15 protein-coding genes and 1 pseudogene are annotated in these 18938 nt (G+C 71.4%); 6 read left to right on the top strand and 10 right to left on the bottom strand.

The genetic code is table 11. The annotated features are described in order from the left end of the window. Nucleotide 1: 1 nt before the first annotated feature. The gene (locus SSQG_RS13185) at nucleotides 2-1423 is read right to left on the bottom strand and encodes an ABC transporter substrate-binding protein (RefSeq protein ID WP_039932587.1); all 1422 of its coding nucleotides are present in this window, start codon (nucleotides 1421-1423) and stop codon (nucleotides 2-4) included. A 156-nt stretch (nucleotides 1424-1579) separates the two neighbouring features. Here SSQG_RS13185 and SSQG_RS13180 point away from each other — a divergent pair, with 156 nt between their 5' ends. Both SSQG_RS13180 and SSQG_RS13175 read left to right on the top strand, forming a co-directional pair. After that, nucleotides 1580-3061, top strand: a complete 1482-nt coding sequence (locus tag SSQG_RS13180; protein ID WP_039932584.1) for an FGGY-family carbohydrate kinase — start codon at nucleotides 1580-1582, stop codon at nucleotides 3059-3061. Then, complete coding sequence (locus SSQG_RS13175) at nucleotides 3058-3681, top strand: histidine phosphatase family protein (RefSeq protein ID WP_039932581.1); 624 nt, start codon at nucleotides 3058-3060, stop codon at nucleotides 3679-3681. The genes SSQG_RS13180 and SSQG_RS13175 overlap by 4 nt, the downstream gene beginning before the upstream one ends. 152 nt (nucleotides 3682-3833) lie before the next feature. Here SSQG_RS13175 and SSQG_RS13170 read toward each other — a convergent pair whose 3' ends face one another. Continuing rightward, nucleotides 3834-4481, bottom strand: a complete 648-nt coding sequence (locus tag SSQG_RS13170; RefSeq protein WP_003990257.1) for a superoxide dismutase — start codon at nucleotides 4479-4481, stop codon at nucleotides 3834-3836. Between the two features lie 171 nt (nucleotides 4482-4652). On the opposite strand from SSQG_RS13170, the pseudogene SSQG_RS40925 reads away from it, so the two are divergent. Together SSQG_RS40925 and SSQG_RS13160 are read left to right on the top strand one after the other, a co-directional pair. Further along, a pseudogene (locus tag SSQG_RS40925) lies at nucleotides 4653-5059 on the top strand (hypothetical protein). Further along, entirely contained in the window at nucleotides 5056-7242 is a 2187-nt protein-coding gene (locus SSQG_RS13160; protein ID WP_039932578.1) for a tetratricopeptide repeat protein, read from the top strand. Before SSQG_RS40925 ends, SSQG_RS13160 begins: the two are co-directional and overlap by 4 nt. Here the strand turns inward: SSQG_RS13160 and SSQG_RS13155 are convergent, their stop codons facing one another. The 7 genes from SSQG_RS13155 to SSQG_RS13125 all read right to left on the bottom strand — a co-directional run bounded on the left by SSQG_RS13155 (nucleotide 7243) and on the right by SSQG_RS13125 (nucleotide 15065). Further along, nucleotides 7243-8628 (bottom strand): amino acid permease, encoded by a 1386-nt coding sequence (locus SSQG_RS13155; RefSeq protein WP_003990254.1) that lies wholly within the window; start codon nucleotides 8626-8628, stop codon nucleotides 7243-7245. Between the two features lie 121 nt (nucleotides 8629-8749). After that, nucleotides 8750-9643, bottom strand: a complete 894-nt coding sequence (locus tag SSQG_RS13150) for a TauD/TfdA dioxygenase family protein (protein ID WP_003990253.1) — start codon at nucleotides 9641-9643, stop codon at nucleotides 8750-8752. A gap of 17 nt (nucleotides 9644-9660) precedes the next feature. Continuing rightward, nucleotides 9661-11004, bottom strand: a complete 1344-nt coding sequence (locus SSQG_RS13145; RefSeq protein WP_003990252.1) for an LLM class flavin-dependent oxidoreductase — start codon at nucleotides 11002-11004, stop codon at nucleotides 9661-9663. Further along, nucleotides 11001-11735, bottom strand: coding sequence for an ABC transporter ATP-binding protein (locus tag SSQG_RS13140; protein WP_003990251.1), 735 nt, complete (start codon nucleotides 11733-11735; stop codon nucleotides 11001-11003). Before SSQG_RS13140 ends, SSQG_RS13145 begins: the two co-directional genes overlap by 4 nt. Continuing rightward, nucleotides 11711-12571: an ABC transporter permease gene (locus tag SSQG_RS13135; RefSeq protein ID WP_003990250.1), complete on the bottom strand. Its 861-nt coding sequence runs from the start codon at nucleotides 12569-12571 to the stop codon at nucleotides 11711-11713. The genes SSQG_RS13140 and SSQG_RS13135 overlap by 25 nt, the downstream gene beginning before the upstream one ends. Before the next feature lie 5 nt (nucleotides 12572-12576). Further along, the gene (locus tag SSQG_RS13130) at nucleotides 12577-13632 is read right to left on the bottom strand and encodes an ABC transporter substrate-binding protein (protein ID WP_039932575.1); all 1056 of its coding nucleotides are present in this window, start codon (nucleotides 13630-13632) and stop codon (nucleotides 12577-12579) included. 233 nt (nucleotides 13633-13865) lie between these two features. After that, a complete protein-coding gene (locus SSQG_RS13125) occupies nucleotides 13866-15065 on the bottom strand; it encodes an ROK family transcriptional regulator (protein ID WP_003990248.1) in 1200 nt (399 codons plus the stop codon). A gap of 450 nt (nucleotides 15066-15515) precedes the next feature. Between SSQG_RS13125 and SSQG_RS13120 the strand changes: the two genes are divergently transcribed. After that, nucleotides 15516-16097 carry a biotin transporter BioY gene (locus SSQG_RS13120; RefSeq protein WP_039932571.1) on the top strand — a complete coding sequence of 194 codons (582 nt, stop codon included), beginning with the start codon at nucleotides 15516-15518 and terminating at the stop codon, nucleotides 16095-16097. 98 nt (nucleotides 16098-16195) lie between these two features. Here the strand turns inward: SSQG_RS13120 and SSQG_RS13115 are convergent, their stop codons facing one another. Next, nucleotides 16196-16939, bottom strand: a complete 744-nt coding sequence (locus SSQG_RS13115; protein ID WP_039932569.1) for an LPXTG cell wall anchor domain-containing protein — start codon at nucleotides 16937-16939, stop codon at nucleotides 16196-16198. Nucleotides 16940-17182: 243 nt separating this feature from the next. Here SSQG_RS13115 and SSQG_RS13110 point away from each other — a divergent pair, with 243 nt between their 5' ends. Continuing rightward, nucleotides 17183-18913 (top strand): serine/threonine-protein kinase, encoded by a 1731-nt coding sequence (locus tag SSQG_RS13110; RefSeq protein ID WP_039932567.1) that lies wholly within the window; start codon nucleotides 17183-17185, stop codon nucleotides 18911-18913. Nucleotides 18914-18938 lie beyond the last annotated feature (25 nt).

Here is an 18938-nt window from a genome sequence, read left to right as displayed (position 1 = left end):
GCTAGCCCACCTTGCCGGCGAGGTCGTCCGCCAGCCCGTCCAGGACCGACTTCGCGCCCTTGCCGCCGTAGATCTCCTGGAGGGCCGCCGCCCAGCTGGTCGTCGCGTCGAAGAACTGCGCCTGCGGAGTGAACTGGATCTTCGTCTGGTCGACGACCGTCTCGAAGGTCTCCAGGAAGCCCGGCAGATGCTTCATCTTGTCCTTGTAGGCGGCGTCGTCCGCCACCGACTTGCGCACCGGGTCGATGTGGTTGTGGGTGATCGCGCTCTTGCGCAGGTGCTCCTTGCCGGTCGCCCACTGCAGGAACAGCCAACTGGCGCTCTTCTTCTTGCTCTTGGCGTTCATGCCGAGCGACCAGATCCACATGTTGGTGGCGAGCGAGCCGTCCGGGCCCTTCGGCCCGGGGTGGAAGGCGATCTTCCCCGAGGCGGGGCTGGCGCCCTTCACCGCCTGGAAGTAGGCGGCCGTGTCGGCGTCGAACAGCATCCCGGCCTTCTTCGCGCCCAGGTCGCTGGAGCACTGGTACCAGGTGTACGACGTCCAGGACGGCGGCCCGCCCCGCTTGACCATCCGCGCCCAGTCCTCGGTGAAGGCGACGGCCTCGGGGCTGTTCATGGCGGGGGTGAGCTTCCCGCCGTCGACCGTGAAGTCCTTCAGCCCGTTGCGGGCGTACATCGTCATGAAGCCCGGGTGGATGGTGGCCCAGCTCCTCGATCCGCGTACGGCGATCCCGTACATCCCGTCGTAGCCGGCGCCCGGCGCCTTGCGCTTGATGGTGCCGGCGAGTTCGGCCAGCTCGTCGAAGGACTCGGCGGGTTTCAGGCCGAGTCTGACGAACAGTTCGGTGTTGTAGGCGACGACGTTGGTCTCCCAGCCCCACGGCAGCGCGTACTGCCCGCCCTGGCCCAGCGGAGCGCCCGCCTTCAGCGACCACTGGTCGGCCTGGAGCAGGTTCGGGAAGAAGTCCGCCTGGTCCCACTCGGCGCCCGTCGCCGAGGAGTTGCGCATCCAGGGGCCGAGGTCCTCCAGCCAGCCCGGCGGCCCGTACTGCCACACCATGTACGCGCCCAGCATGAAGACGTCGTAGGAGGCCCGTCCGCTGGACAGGTCCACGGTGAGCTTGTCGAAGTAGTTGTCCTCGGGGAAGACGTCGTACTCGACCTTGATGCCGGTCCTCTCGGTGAAGGACTTCAGGTCGGCTATGAGGGCGTCGGTGTACGGGTGCTTGTTGAGCAGCGCCTTGACGGTGGTGCCCTTCTCCCGCTTCCAGTCGAAGGAGCCGGTGACGTCGTCCGCGGCGGAGCCGTCGCTCTTGCTGTCGTCCCCGCCGAACCCGGCACCGCAGGCCGTCAGCAGGGGCGCCGCGGCAGCCCCGGCGGCGAGCGCGAGGAACCTCCGGCGGTCGTGCACGTGCGTGTCCATCCGTACCTCCACGTGGGGGCTGGTTAACACGTCGAGTCGACTCGTTAACAGAGGGTGGAACGGCTGAAGTTGGGCGTCAATCCCTCGCGCACGGGAAAATATCGGGGCACAGTGAGAAGTTCACAGATCCGGCTGCGACGGCGTGGGAGGTTCCGGATGGTGGACGAGGGTGCGGGCGAGGGTGCGGGCTGGCTGGGCGTCGACCTGGGCACGCAGAGCGTCCGCGTGCTGCTCGTCACCGCCGACGGCACGGTTCTGGGCAGCGGCTCGGCCCCGCTGTCCGGGCGGCGGGACGGTGTGCGGCACGAGCAGGACCCGGTGCGGTGGTGGGCGGCGCTGCGCACGGCCTCCCGGGCGGCCCTCGGCTCCGTGCCCCCCGGCCTGCCGATCGGCGGCCTCGCGGTCTGCGGCACATCCGGCACGGTGCTGCTGACGGACGGTTCGGGACGGCCGGTGAGCCCCGCGCTGATGTACGACGACGGACGCGCGGCGAAGGAGGCGGCCCGGGCCCGGGAGGCGGGGCTCGCGGTCCAGGACACCTGGGCGCTGCCCAAGGCGCTGTGGCTGCTGCGGGAGTACGGCCCCGGCCTGCGCCTCGCCCACCAGCCCGACCTGATCATCGGCCGCCTCATCGGCGAGGTGCCCCCGGCCGACTCCAGCCACGCCCTCAAGACCGGCTACGACCTGCAAAGCGAGGCATGGCCGGAGGCGGCGCTGGCCCAACTCGGCGTCCCCGACCGCCTCCTGCCGGGCGTCGTACGCCCCGGCACACGCCTCGGCGAGGTGTGCGCGGCGGCCGCGGACGCCACCGGCGTCCCCGCCGGCACCCCCGTGTTCGCCGGGATGACGGACGGCTGCGCGGCGCAGATCGCCTCGGGCGCGCTGCGCCCCGGCTCCTGGAACTCGGTGCTCGGCACCACTCTGGTGCTGAAGGGCGCCGCCCGCGACCCCGTCCGGGACCCCACCGGCGTGGTCTACAACCACCGTGCCCCGGACGGCACCTGGCTGCCCGGCGGGGCGTCGAGCGTGGGCGCCGGAGCCCTCACGGCACGGTTCCCGGACGCCGACCCCGCCGCGATGGACGAGCGGGCCGCGGCCTTCGAACCGTCCCGGGCGGTCGCCTACCCGCTGGTGTCGACGGGGGAGCGGTTCCCGTTCCGGGCACCGGAGGCGACGCGGCTCGTCCTCGGTGAACCCGCGGACGACGCCGACCTGTGGGCCGCGCTGCTCCAGGGCGTCGGGTTCGCGGAACGCCTGTGCCTGGACTACCTGCACCACCTCGGCGCGCCCCTCGACGGCCCGCTCACCTTCACCGGCGGCGGCGCCCGCAGCCCGTACTGGAACCAACTCCGCACCGACATCCTGGGCCGCCCGGCCCGCGTCCCGGAGCAGACCGAACCGGCCCTGGGCATGGCCGCGTTGGCCGCCTACGGGGCGTCGGAGGCCGGAGCACTCGCGGACGTCGCCGAGCGCATGGTCCGCCTCCGCACGGTCGTCGAACCCCGCCCCGACCGCACAGCCCGCTACGCGGAGCCGTACGCCCGCCTCGTCGACGCCCTCCGGGAACGCGGCTGGCTGCCCGGACCCGTGGCGGAACACGCGCGGAGCCGTCTGCGCAGGGACACTGGGGAATCATGACCACCACCCTCCTGCTGGCCCGGCACGGGCAGACCGTCTGGCACGCCGAGAACCGGTACGCCGGCGTCAGCGACATCGATCTCACCGACACCGGCCGCGCCCAGGCCGAGGCCCTCGGCCGCTGGGCCGCCGCCCACCCCGTGGACGCGATCCGGACGTCCCCGCTGTCCCGGGCCGTCGCCACCGCCGACCCCGCCTGCCGCGCCCTGGGGCTCACCCCGCGGCTCGAACCGGACCTGCGCGAGTGCGACTTCGGCGTGGTCGAGGGCCGTACGCTCGCCGAGTTCGAGACGGAGGATCCGGAGTGGGCCGCGGCCTACCGCACCGACCCGGTGGCTCATTCCTTCCCGGGGGCCGAGGACCCGTCGGCCGCGGCGGCCCGGGCGATCCGCGCCCTGCGGGAGATCACCGCCGAGCATCCCGGCGGACGCGTCCTGGTCGTCGCCCACAACACCCTGCTGCGCCTCGTGCTGTGCACCCTGCTGTCGATCCCGGTCCGGGAGTACCGCAGGGTGTTCCCGAGGCTGCGGAACGCGGCGATCAGCGAACTGCGCATGAACCCCGACGGTTCCGCCGCACTCCTCTCACTCAACGTGCCGTGCGAGGTGGACGCGCCGTAGCACGATGGAGCCCGGCGCGGCGGCCTGGGCCGCCCGAAGCCCCACACACGGGAAGACCCCCGCGAGTCATGTCCTCGCGGGGGCCTCCTTCTTTCCGCCCGCCGCCGTGAAGGGTGAGAAGACGATCACGAGGCAGGACGCTCCGAGCGGCCTCAGGGGGCCAGCAGCAACACGTCCGCGCGGGACTTGGCGGCCTCGTAACGGCGGGCCACGTCCTGCCAGTTGACGACCTGCCACATCGCCTCGATGAAGTCGACCTTCTGGTTCTTGTACTGCAGGTAGAAGGCGTGCTCCCAGGCGTCGAAGACCAGGATCGGCGTCGAGCCCTGGCCGACGTTGCCCTGGTGGTCGTAGACCTGCTCCACGATCAGCCGCCCGCTCAGCGGCTCATAGGCGAGCACGCCCCAGCCGGACCCCTGCGTGGTCGCGGACGCCTTGGTCAACTGCGCCTTGAAGTTCGCGAACGCCCCGAACGACTCGGTGATCGCGTCCGCGAGCTCACCCACCCCGTCCCGCGCCAGCGGCTCCCCGCCACCGTCCTTCGGGCCGGTCATGTTCTGCCAGTAGATGCTGTGCAGGATGTGCCCGGAGAGATGGAACGCCAGATTCTTCTCCAGCCCGTTGATCGCCCCCCAGCTCTCCTTGTCCCGCGCCTCGGCCAACTGCTCCAACGTGTCGTTGGCCCCTTTCACATAGGCCGCGTGGTGCTTGTCGTGGTGCAGCTCGATGATCTCGGGACTGATCACGGGGGCGAGCGTGGAGTAGTCGTACGGGAGCTCGGGCAGCGTGTAGACGGGCATGGCAGGACCCCTTCGAACCTCTTATTGCAAGTTAATTGCAAGTGCAGGCTAGCAGCATCAAGGTCGCGGAGGTGGGAGGGTCGAAAGCGTTGCGTGAATGCGTTCGGCAGGCCCAAAGGAGGCGACCTACCATCGGTGGGAACGCGACAGGGGGATGCCGTGGGTCCGGAGATGGCCGAGCTCGCCAGAACGGCGGGTACGACGATGGTGACGCTGATGGCCACCCAGGCCTGGGAGTCCACCCGCGAGGGAGTTCTCACTCTCTGGCGGCGCTTCCAGCCCGACCGGGCCGAGACCGTGGGCGGTGAACTCGAGGCCACTCGCGAGGACCTGCTGCTCGCCCGCGAGTCGGAGACACCGACACCGAGGCCGAACTCACCGCCGAATGGCAGGCGAGGCTGCGCCGCCTCCTGGTGGCCCGGCCCGAGGTGGCCGACGAACTCCGGCGGATCCTCGCCGAGTTGAACCCCGAGCTCCCCCCGGCCCACACGACGGTGGAGGTCCGGCTGCGCGCCGAGGCCTCCGGCAGCGGCCGCGTCTACCAGGCCGGCCGCGACCAGCACATCACCGAACGATGAGCGAACTCGGCGCCCGGGCCTCGGGGCAGGGGCGGATCTTCCAGACGTCCGGTGACCAGTACATCGAGGAGCACCACCATCACTACGGCGCCGGCGGTCAGCTCTTCGGGCCCCAGATCGTGCCACCGGCGACGCCGGGGTCGGCCGCCCCGGACTCCGTGCGCATGCCCCTCGTGGGCCGTGCGCCTGGCATCCTGCGCAACCGCGAGGAACTTCGCGAGGTCCTGGGAGCGGCCGTCGCCGGCCCCGGCGGTGACGTCCATGTCGTGCACGGCATGGGTGGCTGCGGCAAGACCGCACTGGCGTACTGGCTCTTCAACGAGGCGGTGCGCGAGCACGGCCGCGTCGGCTTCTGGGTCAACGCGTCCGAGTTGATGTCGCTGCGCGCCGGGATGCTGGCGGTGGCCGGCGACCGTGGTGCGCAGGCCGGTGAGCTCGCAGCCGCCGCGGCGGGCCGGCGCGCTGCCGCCGACCTCGTCTGGCACTACCTCGACCACTCCGCCGACCCCTGGCTTCTCGTCCTGGACAACGCCGACGATCCGACGGTCCTGGGGAGCGGTGCGTGGCTCCGGCCCAGCGGTCGCGGCACCGTACTGGTCACGACCCGCCATGCCACGTCGCCGCTGTGGCGGGGGCCGGGCGTGCACCGGCACGCCCTGGGCCTCCTGCCGTTGGAGGAGGCGGCCCAGGTGCTGTGCGACCTGGCGCCGGACGCGGGCGACGTGGAGTCGGCACGGAAGGTCGCCGAGCGCCTTGGCCGCCTGCCCCTCGCGCTCACACTCGCCGGGTCCCACCTTGCCCACCAACTTCTGGAGTCGTGGTCCATGGACGAGTACGACCGCAAGCTCGGCGAGGAGTCGACGGTGATCGTCGACAAGGGCGCGGCCGGGCGGGGCGGCAGCCAGTCCCGCCAACTGGTGGGCCGGACCTGGCAGCTGTCACTGGACGCGCTGGCCGGACAGGGGCTCCCCGAGGCGACGACGCTCCTGCGGCTGCTGTCGTTCCTGGCGGCGGACCCCGTGCCGCTGAGCGTGCTGCTGCCGGTCGCCCGTGCAGAGGTGACCCTCGGCGGACTGGAACCCGTCCTCGGGGCACAGCAGTTGGAACCGGCGCTGAAGGGGCTGATCGACCATTCGCTGACCGAACTGGTCAACGTGGACGGGGTGCGCTGCGTGCGGGCCCACGGAGTGCTGCTCGACAGCGTCGCCGCGGGAGTGCCGGACGACCGGCGGGCGGCCGTCGCGGAAGCGGCGGCTTCCCTCCTGGAGGCCGCCCTGCCCGAGGAGGGCGCCGACTCTCCCGAGAGTCGCCGCCGGCTCGCGCTGCTGGCCCCGCACGCGACGAGACTGCTCGCGGTGGCCGCGGACGAACGGACCGCGACCCTCGGGGTGCGGGTCCTGCGGCAGGTCTACGACTCGGGGGACTACGCGGCGGCACTGGCGCTCGCGCCCACGGTCGTCGAAGCAGTGCGGGGCGTCCTCGGCGCTGAGCACAGGCTGGTTCTGAACGCCCAGCACCTTCAGGGCACGGCACTGTTCCGGATGGGGCGGTTCGCCGAGGCCGAGGCGCTGCATCGCGGGGTGCTGGAACGCCGGGAGACCCTGCTGGGCGCCGAGGACGTGGACACGCTCCACAGCTGTGCCGCGCTCTCCCAGGCGCTCGATCTGCTCGACCGGGACGAGGAGGCCGAAAGCTGGGGCAGGCGGGCGCTGGACGGCTACCGGCGGACGCTGGGGGAGGACAGCGCGGAGGCCTTGTTCATCTGGTCCGGGCTGATCGAGATCCTGCCCCAGCTCGGCAAGGAACGGGAGTTCGCGCAGGAGGGCCTCGCGCTGGTCGAGGCCTGCGAGCGGGCCCTGGGGCCGGACCATCCCACGACGGTGCTGGCCCGGCACGACTACGCCGGTGGCCTGTTCGAGTTCGGCCGCCATGAGGAGGCCGAACCCATGGCCCGCCAGGTGCTGGCGGACCGGATCCGGCTCCAGGGCCCGGACCATCCCCTCACTCTGTCGGCCACGTCCCTCACCGCACGGATCACCCACGGTCTGGGCAGGATCGACGACGCCGTCCGGATGATGAAGGAGCTGTCCGAACACCGGGCGCGGGTGCTCGGCCACGAGCACCCGTTCGCCGAACACGACCGGGCCTGGGTCGCCGCCTGGCAGGCCGAGGCCCGGGGCTGATCAGCCCTGGGCCCTGGCGCGCGCCCTCTGCCAGGCGTACCCCACGGCCGCCAGCGCCAGCGTCATGCCGCCCGTCGAGTACAGCTGCACCCGGGTGTCCGGCTCGCGGGCCATCAGGACGAAGACCGTGACCATGCCGGCCAGGGCGATCCAGGTCAGCCACGGGAACGCCCACATGCGGACGACGAGCTTGTCGGGGGCCTCGTGCTCCAGGCGGCGGCGCAGGCGCAGCTGGGAGACGGCGATGAAGATCCAGACGACCAGGATCACCGCGCCGATCATGTTCAGCAGCCAGGCGAAGACGTCGTTCGGGCGCCAGTAGCTCAGCAGCACGCAGAGGAAGCCGAAGACCGAGGAGGCCAGCACGGCGATCCGCGGTACCCCGCCGGAGACCCGGCCCAGCGCCTTCGGGCCCTGGCCGCGGTGCACCAGCGAGTAGGCGATGCGGGAGGCGCCGTAGACGTTGGCGTTCATGGCGGACAGCAGGGCCACCAGCACGACCACGTTCATCAGCTGGCCGGCGCCGGGGATGCCGAGCTCGTCGAGGGCGGCGACGTACGGGCCCTTCTCGACGACCTCCTTGGAGTCCCAGGGGACCAGCGTGACGATGACGGCCATCGAGCCGACGTAGAACAGCGCGATGCGCCACATCGCCGTACGGACCGCGCTCGCCACACCCTTGACGGGGTTCTCCGACTCGGCCGCCGCGATGGTGACCGTCTCCAGGCCGCCGTAGGCGAAGACCGAGGCGAGCAGGCCGATGACCAGGCCCTCGCCGCCGTTCGGCATGAAGTCGTCGAGGTGGCTCGCGCCCGGCGAGTCCGTGCCGGGCAGGACGCCGGCGATCGCCAGGATGCCGAGCACCAGGAACAGGGTGATCGCGCCGACCTTCAGGGCGGCGAACCAGAACTCGAACTCCCCGAAGTTCTTCACGGCCGCGAGGTTCGTGCCGCAGAAGACGACCATGAACAGCGCCACCCACACCCACTCCGGGGTGCCCGGCAGCCAGCCGCTGACGATCTTCGCGGCGCCGATGCCCTCCAGGCCGACGGCCGTGCAGAGCAGGACCCAGAAGGACCATCCGGCGGTGAACCCGGCCCAGGGGCCGATCGCCCGCTCCGCGTGCGCCGAGAACGACCCCGACGAGGGATACGCGGCCGACATCTCGCCGAGCATCCGCATCACCAGCATCACGAGGAGACCGGAGAGGGCGTAGGCGACCACGATCGACGGACCGGCGGCGGCGATGCCGGCACCGGAGCCGACGAACAGACCGGCGCCGATCACGCCACCGAGGGCGATCATCGACAGGTGGCGCTGCTTCAGGCCATGGGAGAGGGAGACGTCTTCCCGGTCGGGCGATGTCTCCGTGGTGGTGCTGGGCATGGGAGCGGTTCGTCCAATGCGTGAGAGGCGTGGATGGGCAAAAACGCCGACAGTCTCGGCTGCCTCTCCGCCGGAGCGAAGAGGCAGCCCAGCATATGGACGGTCGCGTAGCTCTCCGTGGCTACGCGGCGACCGGTGTGTAGTGCGAGGCGTCGCCCTCGATGACGTAGCTCTCCTTACCCTCGATCCCGACGGGGATGTCCCCCGCGACCGTGACCCGGTGCAGGCGGCGCGGCCGGCCGTCGTAGTTGTCGACGGCGTAGTGCTGGGTGATCCGGTTGTCGAACAAGACGAGCTGGTTCGGCGACCATCGGTGCCGCAGGATGTTCTCCGGCCGGGTGACGTACGCCTGGAGCAGGTCGAGGATCTTGCGGGACTCGCCGGGCGAGAGGCCCACGATGCGCTGGGCGAAGCCGCCGATGAACAGGCCGCGCTCGCCGGTCAGCGGGTGGACGCGCACCACCGGGTGGACCGTGCGGTACTTGATCGAGGTGAACTGGGCGCGCCGGGCGGCCTGCTCGTCGTCGACGGACTCCTCGGGGACGGCGTAGTCGTAGTCGTTGGTGTGCTCGGCCCACAGCGTGTCGGCGAGGCTGCGCAGCGAATCGGGCAGGTTCCGGTAGGCGGCGGCCGAGCTGGCGATCAGCGTCTCGCCGCCGTAGGGCGGGACCGTGATGCTGCGCAGGCTGCTGGCCTGCGGCGGGTTGAGGACGAAGGTGACGTCGGTGTGCCAGTGGTTGGCGGCCCGGCCGCCCTCGCTGTCGACGGGCAGGACGTTCGGGGCGCCGTCGACGGCGGGCACCGTCGGGTGGGCGGTGGTGATGTCACCGAAGTGACGGACGAAGGCCTGCTGGCCGGCGTCGTCCAGGCCCTCCGCGTCGAAGACGAGGGCCTTGTGGGCGTTGAGCGCCTCACGCAGGGCGGTGTACGTCTCCTCGTCGAGGGGCCGGGTGATGTCGACGCCCTCGACTCGGGCGCCGATGTTCGCGGTGACCTTGTGGATCTCGATGGCCATGACGGGTTCCTTCCGTATCAGACGAGAGCGGGGGCGAGGACGTGCTGGTTGGCGGGGCGCGGGAGGCCGTAGCGCTCCCGCAGGGTCCGGCGCGAGTCGCCGTACTCGGTGCGGAGCAGGCCCCGGGCGCGCAGGATCGGGACGACGTGCTCGACGAAGGCCTCCAGGCCGGACGGCAGCACCGCGGGCATGATGTTGAAGCCGTCGGCGGCGCCCGACTCGAACCAGAGCTGGATCGTGTCGGCGACCTGCTCGGGCGTCCCGGCGAAGGTGAGGTGCCCGCGTCCGCCGCCGAGCCGTCCGATGAGCTGTCGCACGGTGAGCCGGTCGCGCCGGGCCAGCTCGACGACGAGCGTGTACCGGCTCTTGGCGCCCTCGACGGCGCTCTCCGGCGGCAGGTCGGAGGGGAGCGGGCCGTCCAGATCCAGGGTTCCCGGGGCCAGTTGCAGCAGCCGCTCCAGGTGGTTCACTCCGTGCGTGTGCACGATGTGGTCCTCCAGGACCTGTTCGTTCGCCCGCGCCTCGGCCTCCGTCGAGCCGATCACCGGGACGATGCCCGGCAGCACCTTGATGTGGTCGGCGTCGCGGCCGGCCGCGACCGTCCGGGACTTGAGGTCGGCGTAGAAGGCCCGCGCGTCCTCGACGGTCTGCTGGGCGGTGAACACCGCCTCCGCGTACCGTGCGGCGAACCGCTTGCCGTCCTCGGAGGAGCCGGCCTGCACCAGCAGGGGATAACCCTGGGGCGTACGGGGCACGTTGAGCGCCCCCTCGACGCTGAAGTAGCGGCCCTTGTGCCGCGGCGGGTGGATCTTCGCGTCGTCGCCCCACAAGCCCGCCGCCTTGTCGGCGACGATCGCGTCGTCCTCCCAGCTGTCCCACAGCTTCAGCGCCACGTCGAGGAACTCGGCGGCCCGCGCGTACCGCTCGGCGTGCGCCGGCTCGGCGTCCAGACCGAAGTTGCGGGCGGCCTCGGCACCGGCGGTGGTGACGATGTTCCAGCCCGCCCGGCCGCCGCTGATGTGGTCCAGCGTGGCGAACTTGCGGGCCAGGTTGTACGGCGAGTTGTACGAGGTGGAGGCCGTGGCGATCAGGCCGATGTGCTCGGTGGCCGTGGCCAGGGCGGTCAGCAGCGTGATCGGCTCCAATGCTCCGGCGGGCCGCTGGGCCACACTGCTCCACAACTGCGGGCCGTCGGCGAGGAACAGCGAGTCGAAGGTGCCGCGCTCGGCGATCCGGGCGAGCCGCACGTAGTGGGCCAGGTCCACGTGGGCGTACGGGTCGCTCTCCGGCAGTCGCCACGACGCCTCGTGGTGGCCGGTGGTCATCAGGAACGCGTTGAGGTGCAGCTGTCTGCGGGTCATCGGTGGTCCTCCGTGACACCGAGCGCGGCCAGCAGCCGCTCCCGGTACTCGCCGAGCAGGGGATCGCGGTACGACCGGGGGTGCGCGCGGTCGATGGTGAGGTCGAGGCCGATCCGGCCCTGGTCGAGGACGAGCACCCGGTCGGCGAGCACGATCGCCTCGTCCACGTCATGGGTGACCAGCAGCACCGAGGGCCGGTGGCGCTCCCACAGCTCCCTGAGCAGGCCGTGCATCCGGATCCGGGTGAGCGCGTCCAGCGCCCCGAACGGCTCGTCGGCCAGCAGCAGTTCCGGCTCGCGCACGAGGGACCGGGCCAGGGCGGCACGCTGGGCCTCCCCGCCGGACAGTTCGCCCGGCCAGGCCCGCTCGCGACCCTTCAGCCCCACCTCTTCCAGGGCCTCACGGCCGCGCCGCTCGGCGTCCTTTCCGTCGAGTCCCAGCAGGACGTTGGCGAGCACCCGCCGCCAGGGCAGCAGCCGGGAGTCCTGGAAGACCACCGACACCCGCTCCGGGGCGCTGAGCTGCCCGCTGCCGGTGACGCCGTGGTCGAGTCCGGCGATCGCCCGCAGCAGCGTGCTCTTGCCGGAGCCGCTGTGCCCGAGCAGGGCCGTGAGCTGTCCGGCCGGCAGATCGAGGTCGATGCCGTCGAGGACCGTGCGGCCCTCGAACGACCGGGTCAGGCCCCGCAGCTGGACGGCGGGCCGGGTCAGCTGCTCAGTGTGCGGCGCCATGACAGCACCCTCCGTTCGATGATGCGGACCGCGCTGTCGGAGAGGAGGCCGAAGACGCCGTAGACGACCAGGCCGACGAGGATGACGTCCGTCTGGCCGTAGTTCTGCGCCTGGAACATCATGTAGCCGAGGCCGCTGGTGGCGTTGATCTGCTCCAGCACCACCAGGCCCAGCCAGGAGCCGGTCACGCCGAGCCGCAGCCCGACGAAGAACCCGGGCAGGGCGCCGGGGATGACGACCTGCCGGATGAACTGGACCTTCGACAGGTCCTGGACCTCGGCCAGTTCGACGAACCGGCTGTCGATGCCGGACAGCGCGGCGTGCGTGTTGAGGTAGATCGGGATGTAGACGACGATCGCGATGATGGCGATCTTGAAGGTCTCGCCGATGCCCAGCCAGAGGATGAACAGCGGGATCAGGCCCAGGGTGGGGATCGCCCGGTTGAGGTTGACCGTGCCGTCGATCAGCGCCTCGCCGGTCCGGGTGAGCCCGGACGCCAGCGCGAGAAGGATCCCCCCGGTCAGACCGATGGCGAAGCCGGTGGCCGCGCGCTGCAGCGAGGTCAGGATGTCGTCCGGCAGCGTGCCCGCGTCCCACAGACGGCTGCCCGTCTCCAGCACCGTCCACGGCGCCGGGATCGCGCTCGGGTCGAGCAGTCCGGCCGCGGAGGCGACGACCCACAGGGCGAGGACGACGGCGGGCCCGATGAGCCGGGTGGTGGGCAGCCGCCTGCCCGGGGCCAGTCGCCGGCGCCTGCGCACCTGGCGGGCCTCCTCGACGGGGGCGAGCGGCGCGGCGGCGGTCGTGTGCGTGGTCGTGGTCGTGTGCGTGGTCACGATGGTCACCTCCGGTACTCCGCGGGTACGGCCTTCGCCGCGAGGGACTCGAATCGGTGGTCGAAGAGCTCGGAGACGTCGAACTTCTTCACGAAGCCGCCCTCCGCGAGCAGATCGGCGGTCTCCTGCTCCCACTCGATCGCCTCGTCCCAGCGCGGCGGGAACAGCGGCTTGTTGGCCAGCGCGGTGATCCCCTTCGCCTGGGCCAGGGTCAGGTTCTGCGTGCCGACGTAGAACTGCTCGTTCCACTCGTCGGGGTGCTCGTACGTCCACACCGCGCTCTTCGCCCAGTACGGGATGTACGCGGCGACCGCGGCGGCCTTCGCCTTGTCGTTCAGCACCGAGACCGGCGCCCACAGCAGGTTGAGCAGGTCCACCACATCCGTCTTGATGGTCCGGGCGGACTTGTACTGCGCCAGGTACGCGGGCGCCTGCGTGTTGCCGAGCGGGGCGATGTCCACCTGCCCGGACTGCAGGGCCGTGAGGAACTGGTTGCTGGTCAGCGGCACCAGCTCCACATCGTCGTACGCGAGACCGGCCTTCTTCAGCGCCCGCAGCAGCACGACGCCCTGGGCCTGCCCCTGGGAGAACGCCAGCCGCTTGCCCTTGAAGTCGGCGACCTCACGGATGTCGCTGCCGGGCTTGGTGGCGAAAAGGTAGTTGGGCTTGCGGGTGATGTTGATTGCGACGATCTTCGCGTCGAATCCCTGGAAGTGCGCCTGGATCGGGGGAACACCCGCGTTGTTGGCGACCTCCAGCGACTTCGCGCGGAAAGCGTTGATGACATCGGGGCCCGCGCCGATGTTCAGCCAGTTGGACACCTTGAACGGCAGGTCATGGAACCCGGCCAGCTTGAACTGGAGTTGCTGCGCGTTCTGGAACGAGGCGATCTTCAGGCTCGTACCGGCGGGAACCTTGGAGGCCAGAGGAGCGTCGGACGCCGCCTCGGCCGCGGCGCTGTTGTCCGCGCAGCCGCTCAGTCCGGCCGCAGCGGCCGTCACGCCGAGCAGTGAGGTCAGGAACAGACGCCGGTCGACACCGGGCACGGAGGGCGAAGGCATGGGAGGACTCCCTGGAGATGGAAGGCGGAACAGCACGCGGAATTCCGGGCAGGAAAAAAACCGGGCAGGGGAATTCACGTGAATTTCACACGGGAAGGAGAAGGCGCTCCGTGAACGGGCGCCGGGGGCGCGTCAACGGGTCAGCAACAGAGAGTGCGACAGCTCGTGAGCGGGGTCATGAACAGGATGTTCCCGGCCATACACCACTCCTGTCAACATTCCGAGTTTCTGAATTAAATGACCTCAGGTGACGCGCCCAGCGGATCGCGATAGAGCACGTCGAGCGCCACCGAACCACCCGCCACGGCCAGGACGGAATCCGGGAAACTGATCGGTGACACGGTCGCGGCGCGGCCGGTTTCGACCTCTTCGCGCAACGCGGCCAGACAGTCCTCCCGGTACATGACCCCGATCTCCGTCACGACCACCCGCTCCGGGTTGAGCACGTCGAGCAGCAGCCCCACCGCACGCCCGACCCTCCGCGACCGCTCCAGCAACAGCCGTACGGCCACCGGGTCACCGGCCGCGGCGGCGCCGACCACGTGCATGGGGTTCACTCCGTCGACGACCCCCGCCTCACGGGCCTGCCGGCACAGCGTCCGCTCGCTCAACTCTTCCTGGAGGCAGCCCACCCGGCCGCAGTCGCAGCTCTCCGTGCCGCCCGGCACGGGCAGATGGGCGATGGCCCCGGCCTGGGAGCGCGGCCCGTGGTGCACCTCGTCGTTGGTGGCGAACGCCGCGTCCACCACGTTCCCCGCGAACAGGTGCAGCACGCTGCGGCTGCCCCGGGCCCCGCCGAACAGGCGCTCCGCGTTGACCAGCGCCCGCGCGTGCCCGTCCACATGGACCGGCAGCCCGGTGTGCCCGCCGAGCACCTCCCGCACCGGCACCTCGCGCCAGCCCAGCAGGGGATGCTCGACGACGGTGCCCGAGTCCCGGTCCACCCAGCCGCCCGCCGCGAAACCGACGCCCAGCGCCGTGCTGCCGGGAGCCCCGGCGAGCAGCGCCCTCAGCCCGTCGGCGGCCCGGGCCAGCACCTGTGCGGGCTCGGTGCCTTCGTGTTTCACCTCGCGCCGGGCCACCACCCGCCCGCGCAGATCCAGCAGCGCGACCGTGGTGTACGGCACCGCCACGTGCACTCCGCCGACCACGAACCGGGAGTCGTCCAGGTCGACCGGCAGATGCGGTCGCCCCACGCCTCTGGACCGGCGCAGCACGGCGGACTCGCGAATGAGCCCCAACTCGGCGAACCGGGCACAGTAGTCGGTCACCGACGCCGGCGACAGGCCGGTCAGCCGGGCGATGGTGCTGCGCGCGACCGGTCCGTGCTCCAGCACGGACCGCAGGACGACACTGGCGCTGGTGCGGCGCCGGTCGCTGTCGGCGACACGGGGAATGGGGGACGTCAGAAGGGGAGCCGCGGTACGGGGCATGGGAGTCTTCCTGGGGCCGGTCCGACACTGCGCCGTCTCGATCGGCGAGCCGGATCCGCTCCGCCCCGCCTCACACCGGGCGGCGACAGGTGGCCGTGCCCTGGCGCCGCAGGTCGACGTAGCGACGCGACGAGAAGTACCGGGCCTGGGCAACCATGTCCGCGACGCTAGCAAAACGGCCCGAGGCTGCCCAGACGGTGACCGACGGGCGAGACGGCGCACAGGGCGCCTTTGGCGGGAACCGACAGATACCCCTCGGCCCGACTCCGGTGCCGCACGCCACCTCACCACAGTGACTGGCGTCACGCCGCGCTCGGTGTAGGGCCCACCCTTTGTCCGGAGCCGACCAACAGCCGGTTCGCGCCTTTGTCGACCGCTGACGGTGATCGGGGCGCGGACGCTGGGATAGCGTCACGGTGTCCCACCGGCCCTCACCCTCGCGGAGTCCCCATGAGCACCGCTGCCGCCACACCCGTTCGCACCGGACAGGTCCTCGCCGACCTGATCCCCGCCTCCCGTGTCCGGGACGCGGCCCTCGTGCTCGGTGGCGCCGCGCTCACCGGCGTCGCCGCCCAGATCGCCGTGCCCGTGCCGGGCTCCCCGGTGCCGGTGACCGGACAGACCTTCGCCGCGCTGCTCGTCGGCACGGCCCTCGGCGCCGGCCGCGGCTTCCTCTCGCTCGCGCTGTACGCCGTGGCCGGCCTCGCCGGCATGCCGTGGTTCGCGTCCGCCACCTCCGGTGTCGCGCCGTCCTTCGGCTACATCCTCGGCATGATCCTGGCCTCCACCGTGGTGGGCGCCCTGGCCCGCCGCGGCGCCGACCGCTCGGTGTGGCGCATGGCGGGCACGATGCTGGTGGGCGAGGCGATCATCTACGCCATCGGCGTGCCCTACCTGGCCCTCGCCACCGGCATGTCGGCCGCCGCCGCGATCGCGGCCGGCTTCACGCCGTTCCTGATCGGCGACGCGCTCAAGGCCGCGCTGGCCATGGGAGTCCTGCCGACGGCCTGGAAGTTCGCGAACAAGCGCTGACGTCGCAGACGTCGCTGAGGCCCGCCGGGGAGTGGTTCCCCGGCGGGCCTCTCGCGTGTGCTCAGACCATGTGTGGGCTCAGCACACCGGGGGCCGAATCAGCCCTCCTGCCGCACCGGCCGCCGCCGCTGCGACCACCACATTCCGGCCGCGCCCGCCGCGAGCAGCGTGGCGCCGGCCGCGCCCAACGGCAGCAGATCACGGGCCGGACCGGTCTTCGGCAGTTCCTTGCGGCCCGGCGACTTGGGCTTGTCGGGAGAGACGGGCTCGTTGTCGGTGCCGAGCAGCAGGGGCGTGGCCGGGGCGTCCGGCGACGGGTTGGTCGTGCCGAACGGCACCGGGCCCTGCTGCCAGAACGTCTTCTTCCCGTCGCTCGTCTGGACGGGCAGGCAGATCTTCCCGGTCTTGCCCAGGTCGTATGTCGCGTCGACGGCGTACGACTTCGACTTACCGGCGGCGAGATTGTCGATCGGGCAGCTGAAACCGCTGTTCGAACCCTCCGGAAGATTGATCTCGGCTATAGCCGAGCAGCCCTGGACGTTCTTGACGGTGAGTCCGTCGAAACCGACGACCAGAAGCCTGATCTTGCCGCTGTCCTTGCTCCCCTCGTTCTTCACCGTGGCGGTGAGTGCCGTCTTTTCGGAATCGTTGTCGACCGAGATCCTCCCGGGCAGCAGCGTGGTCAGCTTCACCCCCGCCGGTGCCTCGTCAACGACCTTTCCTCCCTTGCCGCTTGCGGGCCCTTCGTCTTCCGCGCCGGCGGTTCCGGAAAGGATCACCAGTGCCGAGAAAGATGCGGCCACCAGCGATCCCGCGACCGCCGCCATGCGACGAGAACTCATGTTCGTCCCCCCTTGCGTCCCCCTGGACTGCGCCTGAATTCGCAGCACTGAAAGAGGTACCACAAGATTTCCCCGCACTATCCTGGTACGGCACGAAGTGTGACCGTTGTGTTTCAGTGGGAGCCGGTCGCGGCGTCGTGGAGGGGGTGCAGCGGATTGCCGGGGAATACGAACAGCGGCGGTGTTCCAGGGATATTGGTGGCGGGGCGCTATCGGCTGGTCGAAAGTATCGGCCAGGGGGGAATGGGGCGGGTGTGGCGAGCCGCCGACGAAATACTCGACCGGCAGGTCGCCGTCAAGGAAATGCGTATCGACGGCCTGGACGCCGAGGACAGTGGGACGCGCCGTGAACGCACCCTGCGCGAGGCCAGGGCCACCGCCCGGATCGACCATCCCAACGTCGTACGGGTCTACGACGTGGTCGACGAAGGCGAACGCCTGTGGATCGTCATGGAGTTGGTCGCCGGCCGTTCCCTCGAACGGATCCTCGCGCGGGAAGGCCCGCTGAGCCCCCGCGAGACGGCGCGGATCGGGCTCGGGCTGGTCGCGGCGCTGCGGCAGGTCCACGCGGGGGGAGTGCTGCACCGGGACATCAAGCCCGGGAACGTGTTGGTCGAGAACGAGGGAGGGGCGGCCGGATCCCGACGGGGGAGAGGCCCGGTTTCCGGCCAGGGCCCGGGACCACGTCCGGCTGAACGGCGAGTCGTCCTCACGGACTTCGGCATCGCCGCGATCCAGGACGCCAAGGCGCTCACCATGGTCGGCATGCTGGTCGGCTCGCCCGACTACATGGCGCCCGAGCGCATCTCCGGCCACCCGCAGGGCCCGCCCTCCGATGTCTGGTCCCTCGGCGCGACGCTCTGCGCGGCCCTCGGCGGCCGTTCCCCCTTCGCCCGCGAGACCACGCTGGCGACCCTGCACGCGGTGCTGTACGAGGAGCCCGAACTCCCCGCCGCGTCGGGCCCGTTGCGCGGCATCCTCACCGCCCTCCTGGCGAAGGACCCGTCGGCCCGCCCCGGCTTGGAGGACCTGGAAACGGCCCTGGAACCGGTGGCGTTCCCGGAGCCGGTCGTGGTGCGGCAGCCCCCTCGGCCACCTGTTCCCCAGGACCCCCGCCGACCGGCCCCCGTCCGGGGAACGGCACCACAGCAGCACCCGGACAACCCGGCACCCACACCCGCCGCTGCCACCCCCCGCCCCAGCCCCGTCTCCCTGGCCCGGGCCCAGGCGGCGACCGAGGGCCGACCCCACCCCACACCCACACCCACACCCACCACGATGCCGCCGGGCGAACTCCCGGGCCCCGTCGCACCGGCCGCCTCCCGCCCCCGCGCGGGCCACCGCCGTACGGTGCTCGCCGCCGTGGCGGCCACGGTCGCGACAGCCGGTGCCGTCGTGGGGATCCTGCTGGCGACGCAGTCGGGCCCACCGGGCGACGACGAGCCCCGCGCAGGCTCCTCGGCGTCGGCCCCGCCCACCACCGGCTCCACCTCCACCCACTCCACCCCCACCCCCTCACCCACCGTCGAGGGCACCACCAGGCCGCGGAGCCTGCCGCCCGGCGCGCACCGGGAAGCCGGTGGGTTCGCCTGGGCGACACCGGACGGCTGGCGCAGGGACGTGAAGACGGGCGCGGAGGTGCACTACACCTCCCCGGACGGCGCGCAGGAACTGGTCGGCAAGTCGTCGCTGGCCCGCGGCGACCTGCTGGAGACCTGGCAGACCTCGGAACGCAACGCCCACCAGGGCGAGAACTACCGCAAGATCCGCCTGGAGGAGACGACGTTCCGCGGCTACCCGGCGGTGGTCTGGGAGTACACGTTCACGCTGAAGGGCGTCGGCTGGCACGCCCGGCTGCTCGGATTCAACGTGGGCGGCACGTCGTACCAGGTCAACACCTGGTACGAGGCGAGTGTCGAAACGGCGGCCCTGGCCACGTACGAGCGGGTGAAGGACAGCTTCACCGTGCTGTAGGAGTCGCTCGGGAAAAAGGAGGGGG

It is taken from the genome of Streptomyces viridochromogenes DSM 40736 (assembly GCF_000158955.1).
In the GTDB taxonomy this organism is placed as follows: domain Bacteria; phylum Actinomycetota; class Actinomycetes; order Streptomycetales; family Streptomycetaceae; genus Streptomyces; species Streptomyces venetus.
This window is presented reverse-complemented; position numbering and strand designations above follow the sequence as displayed.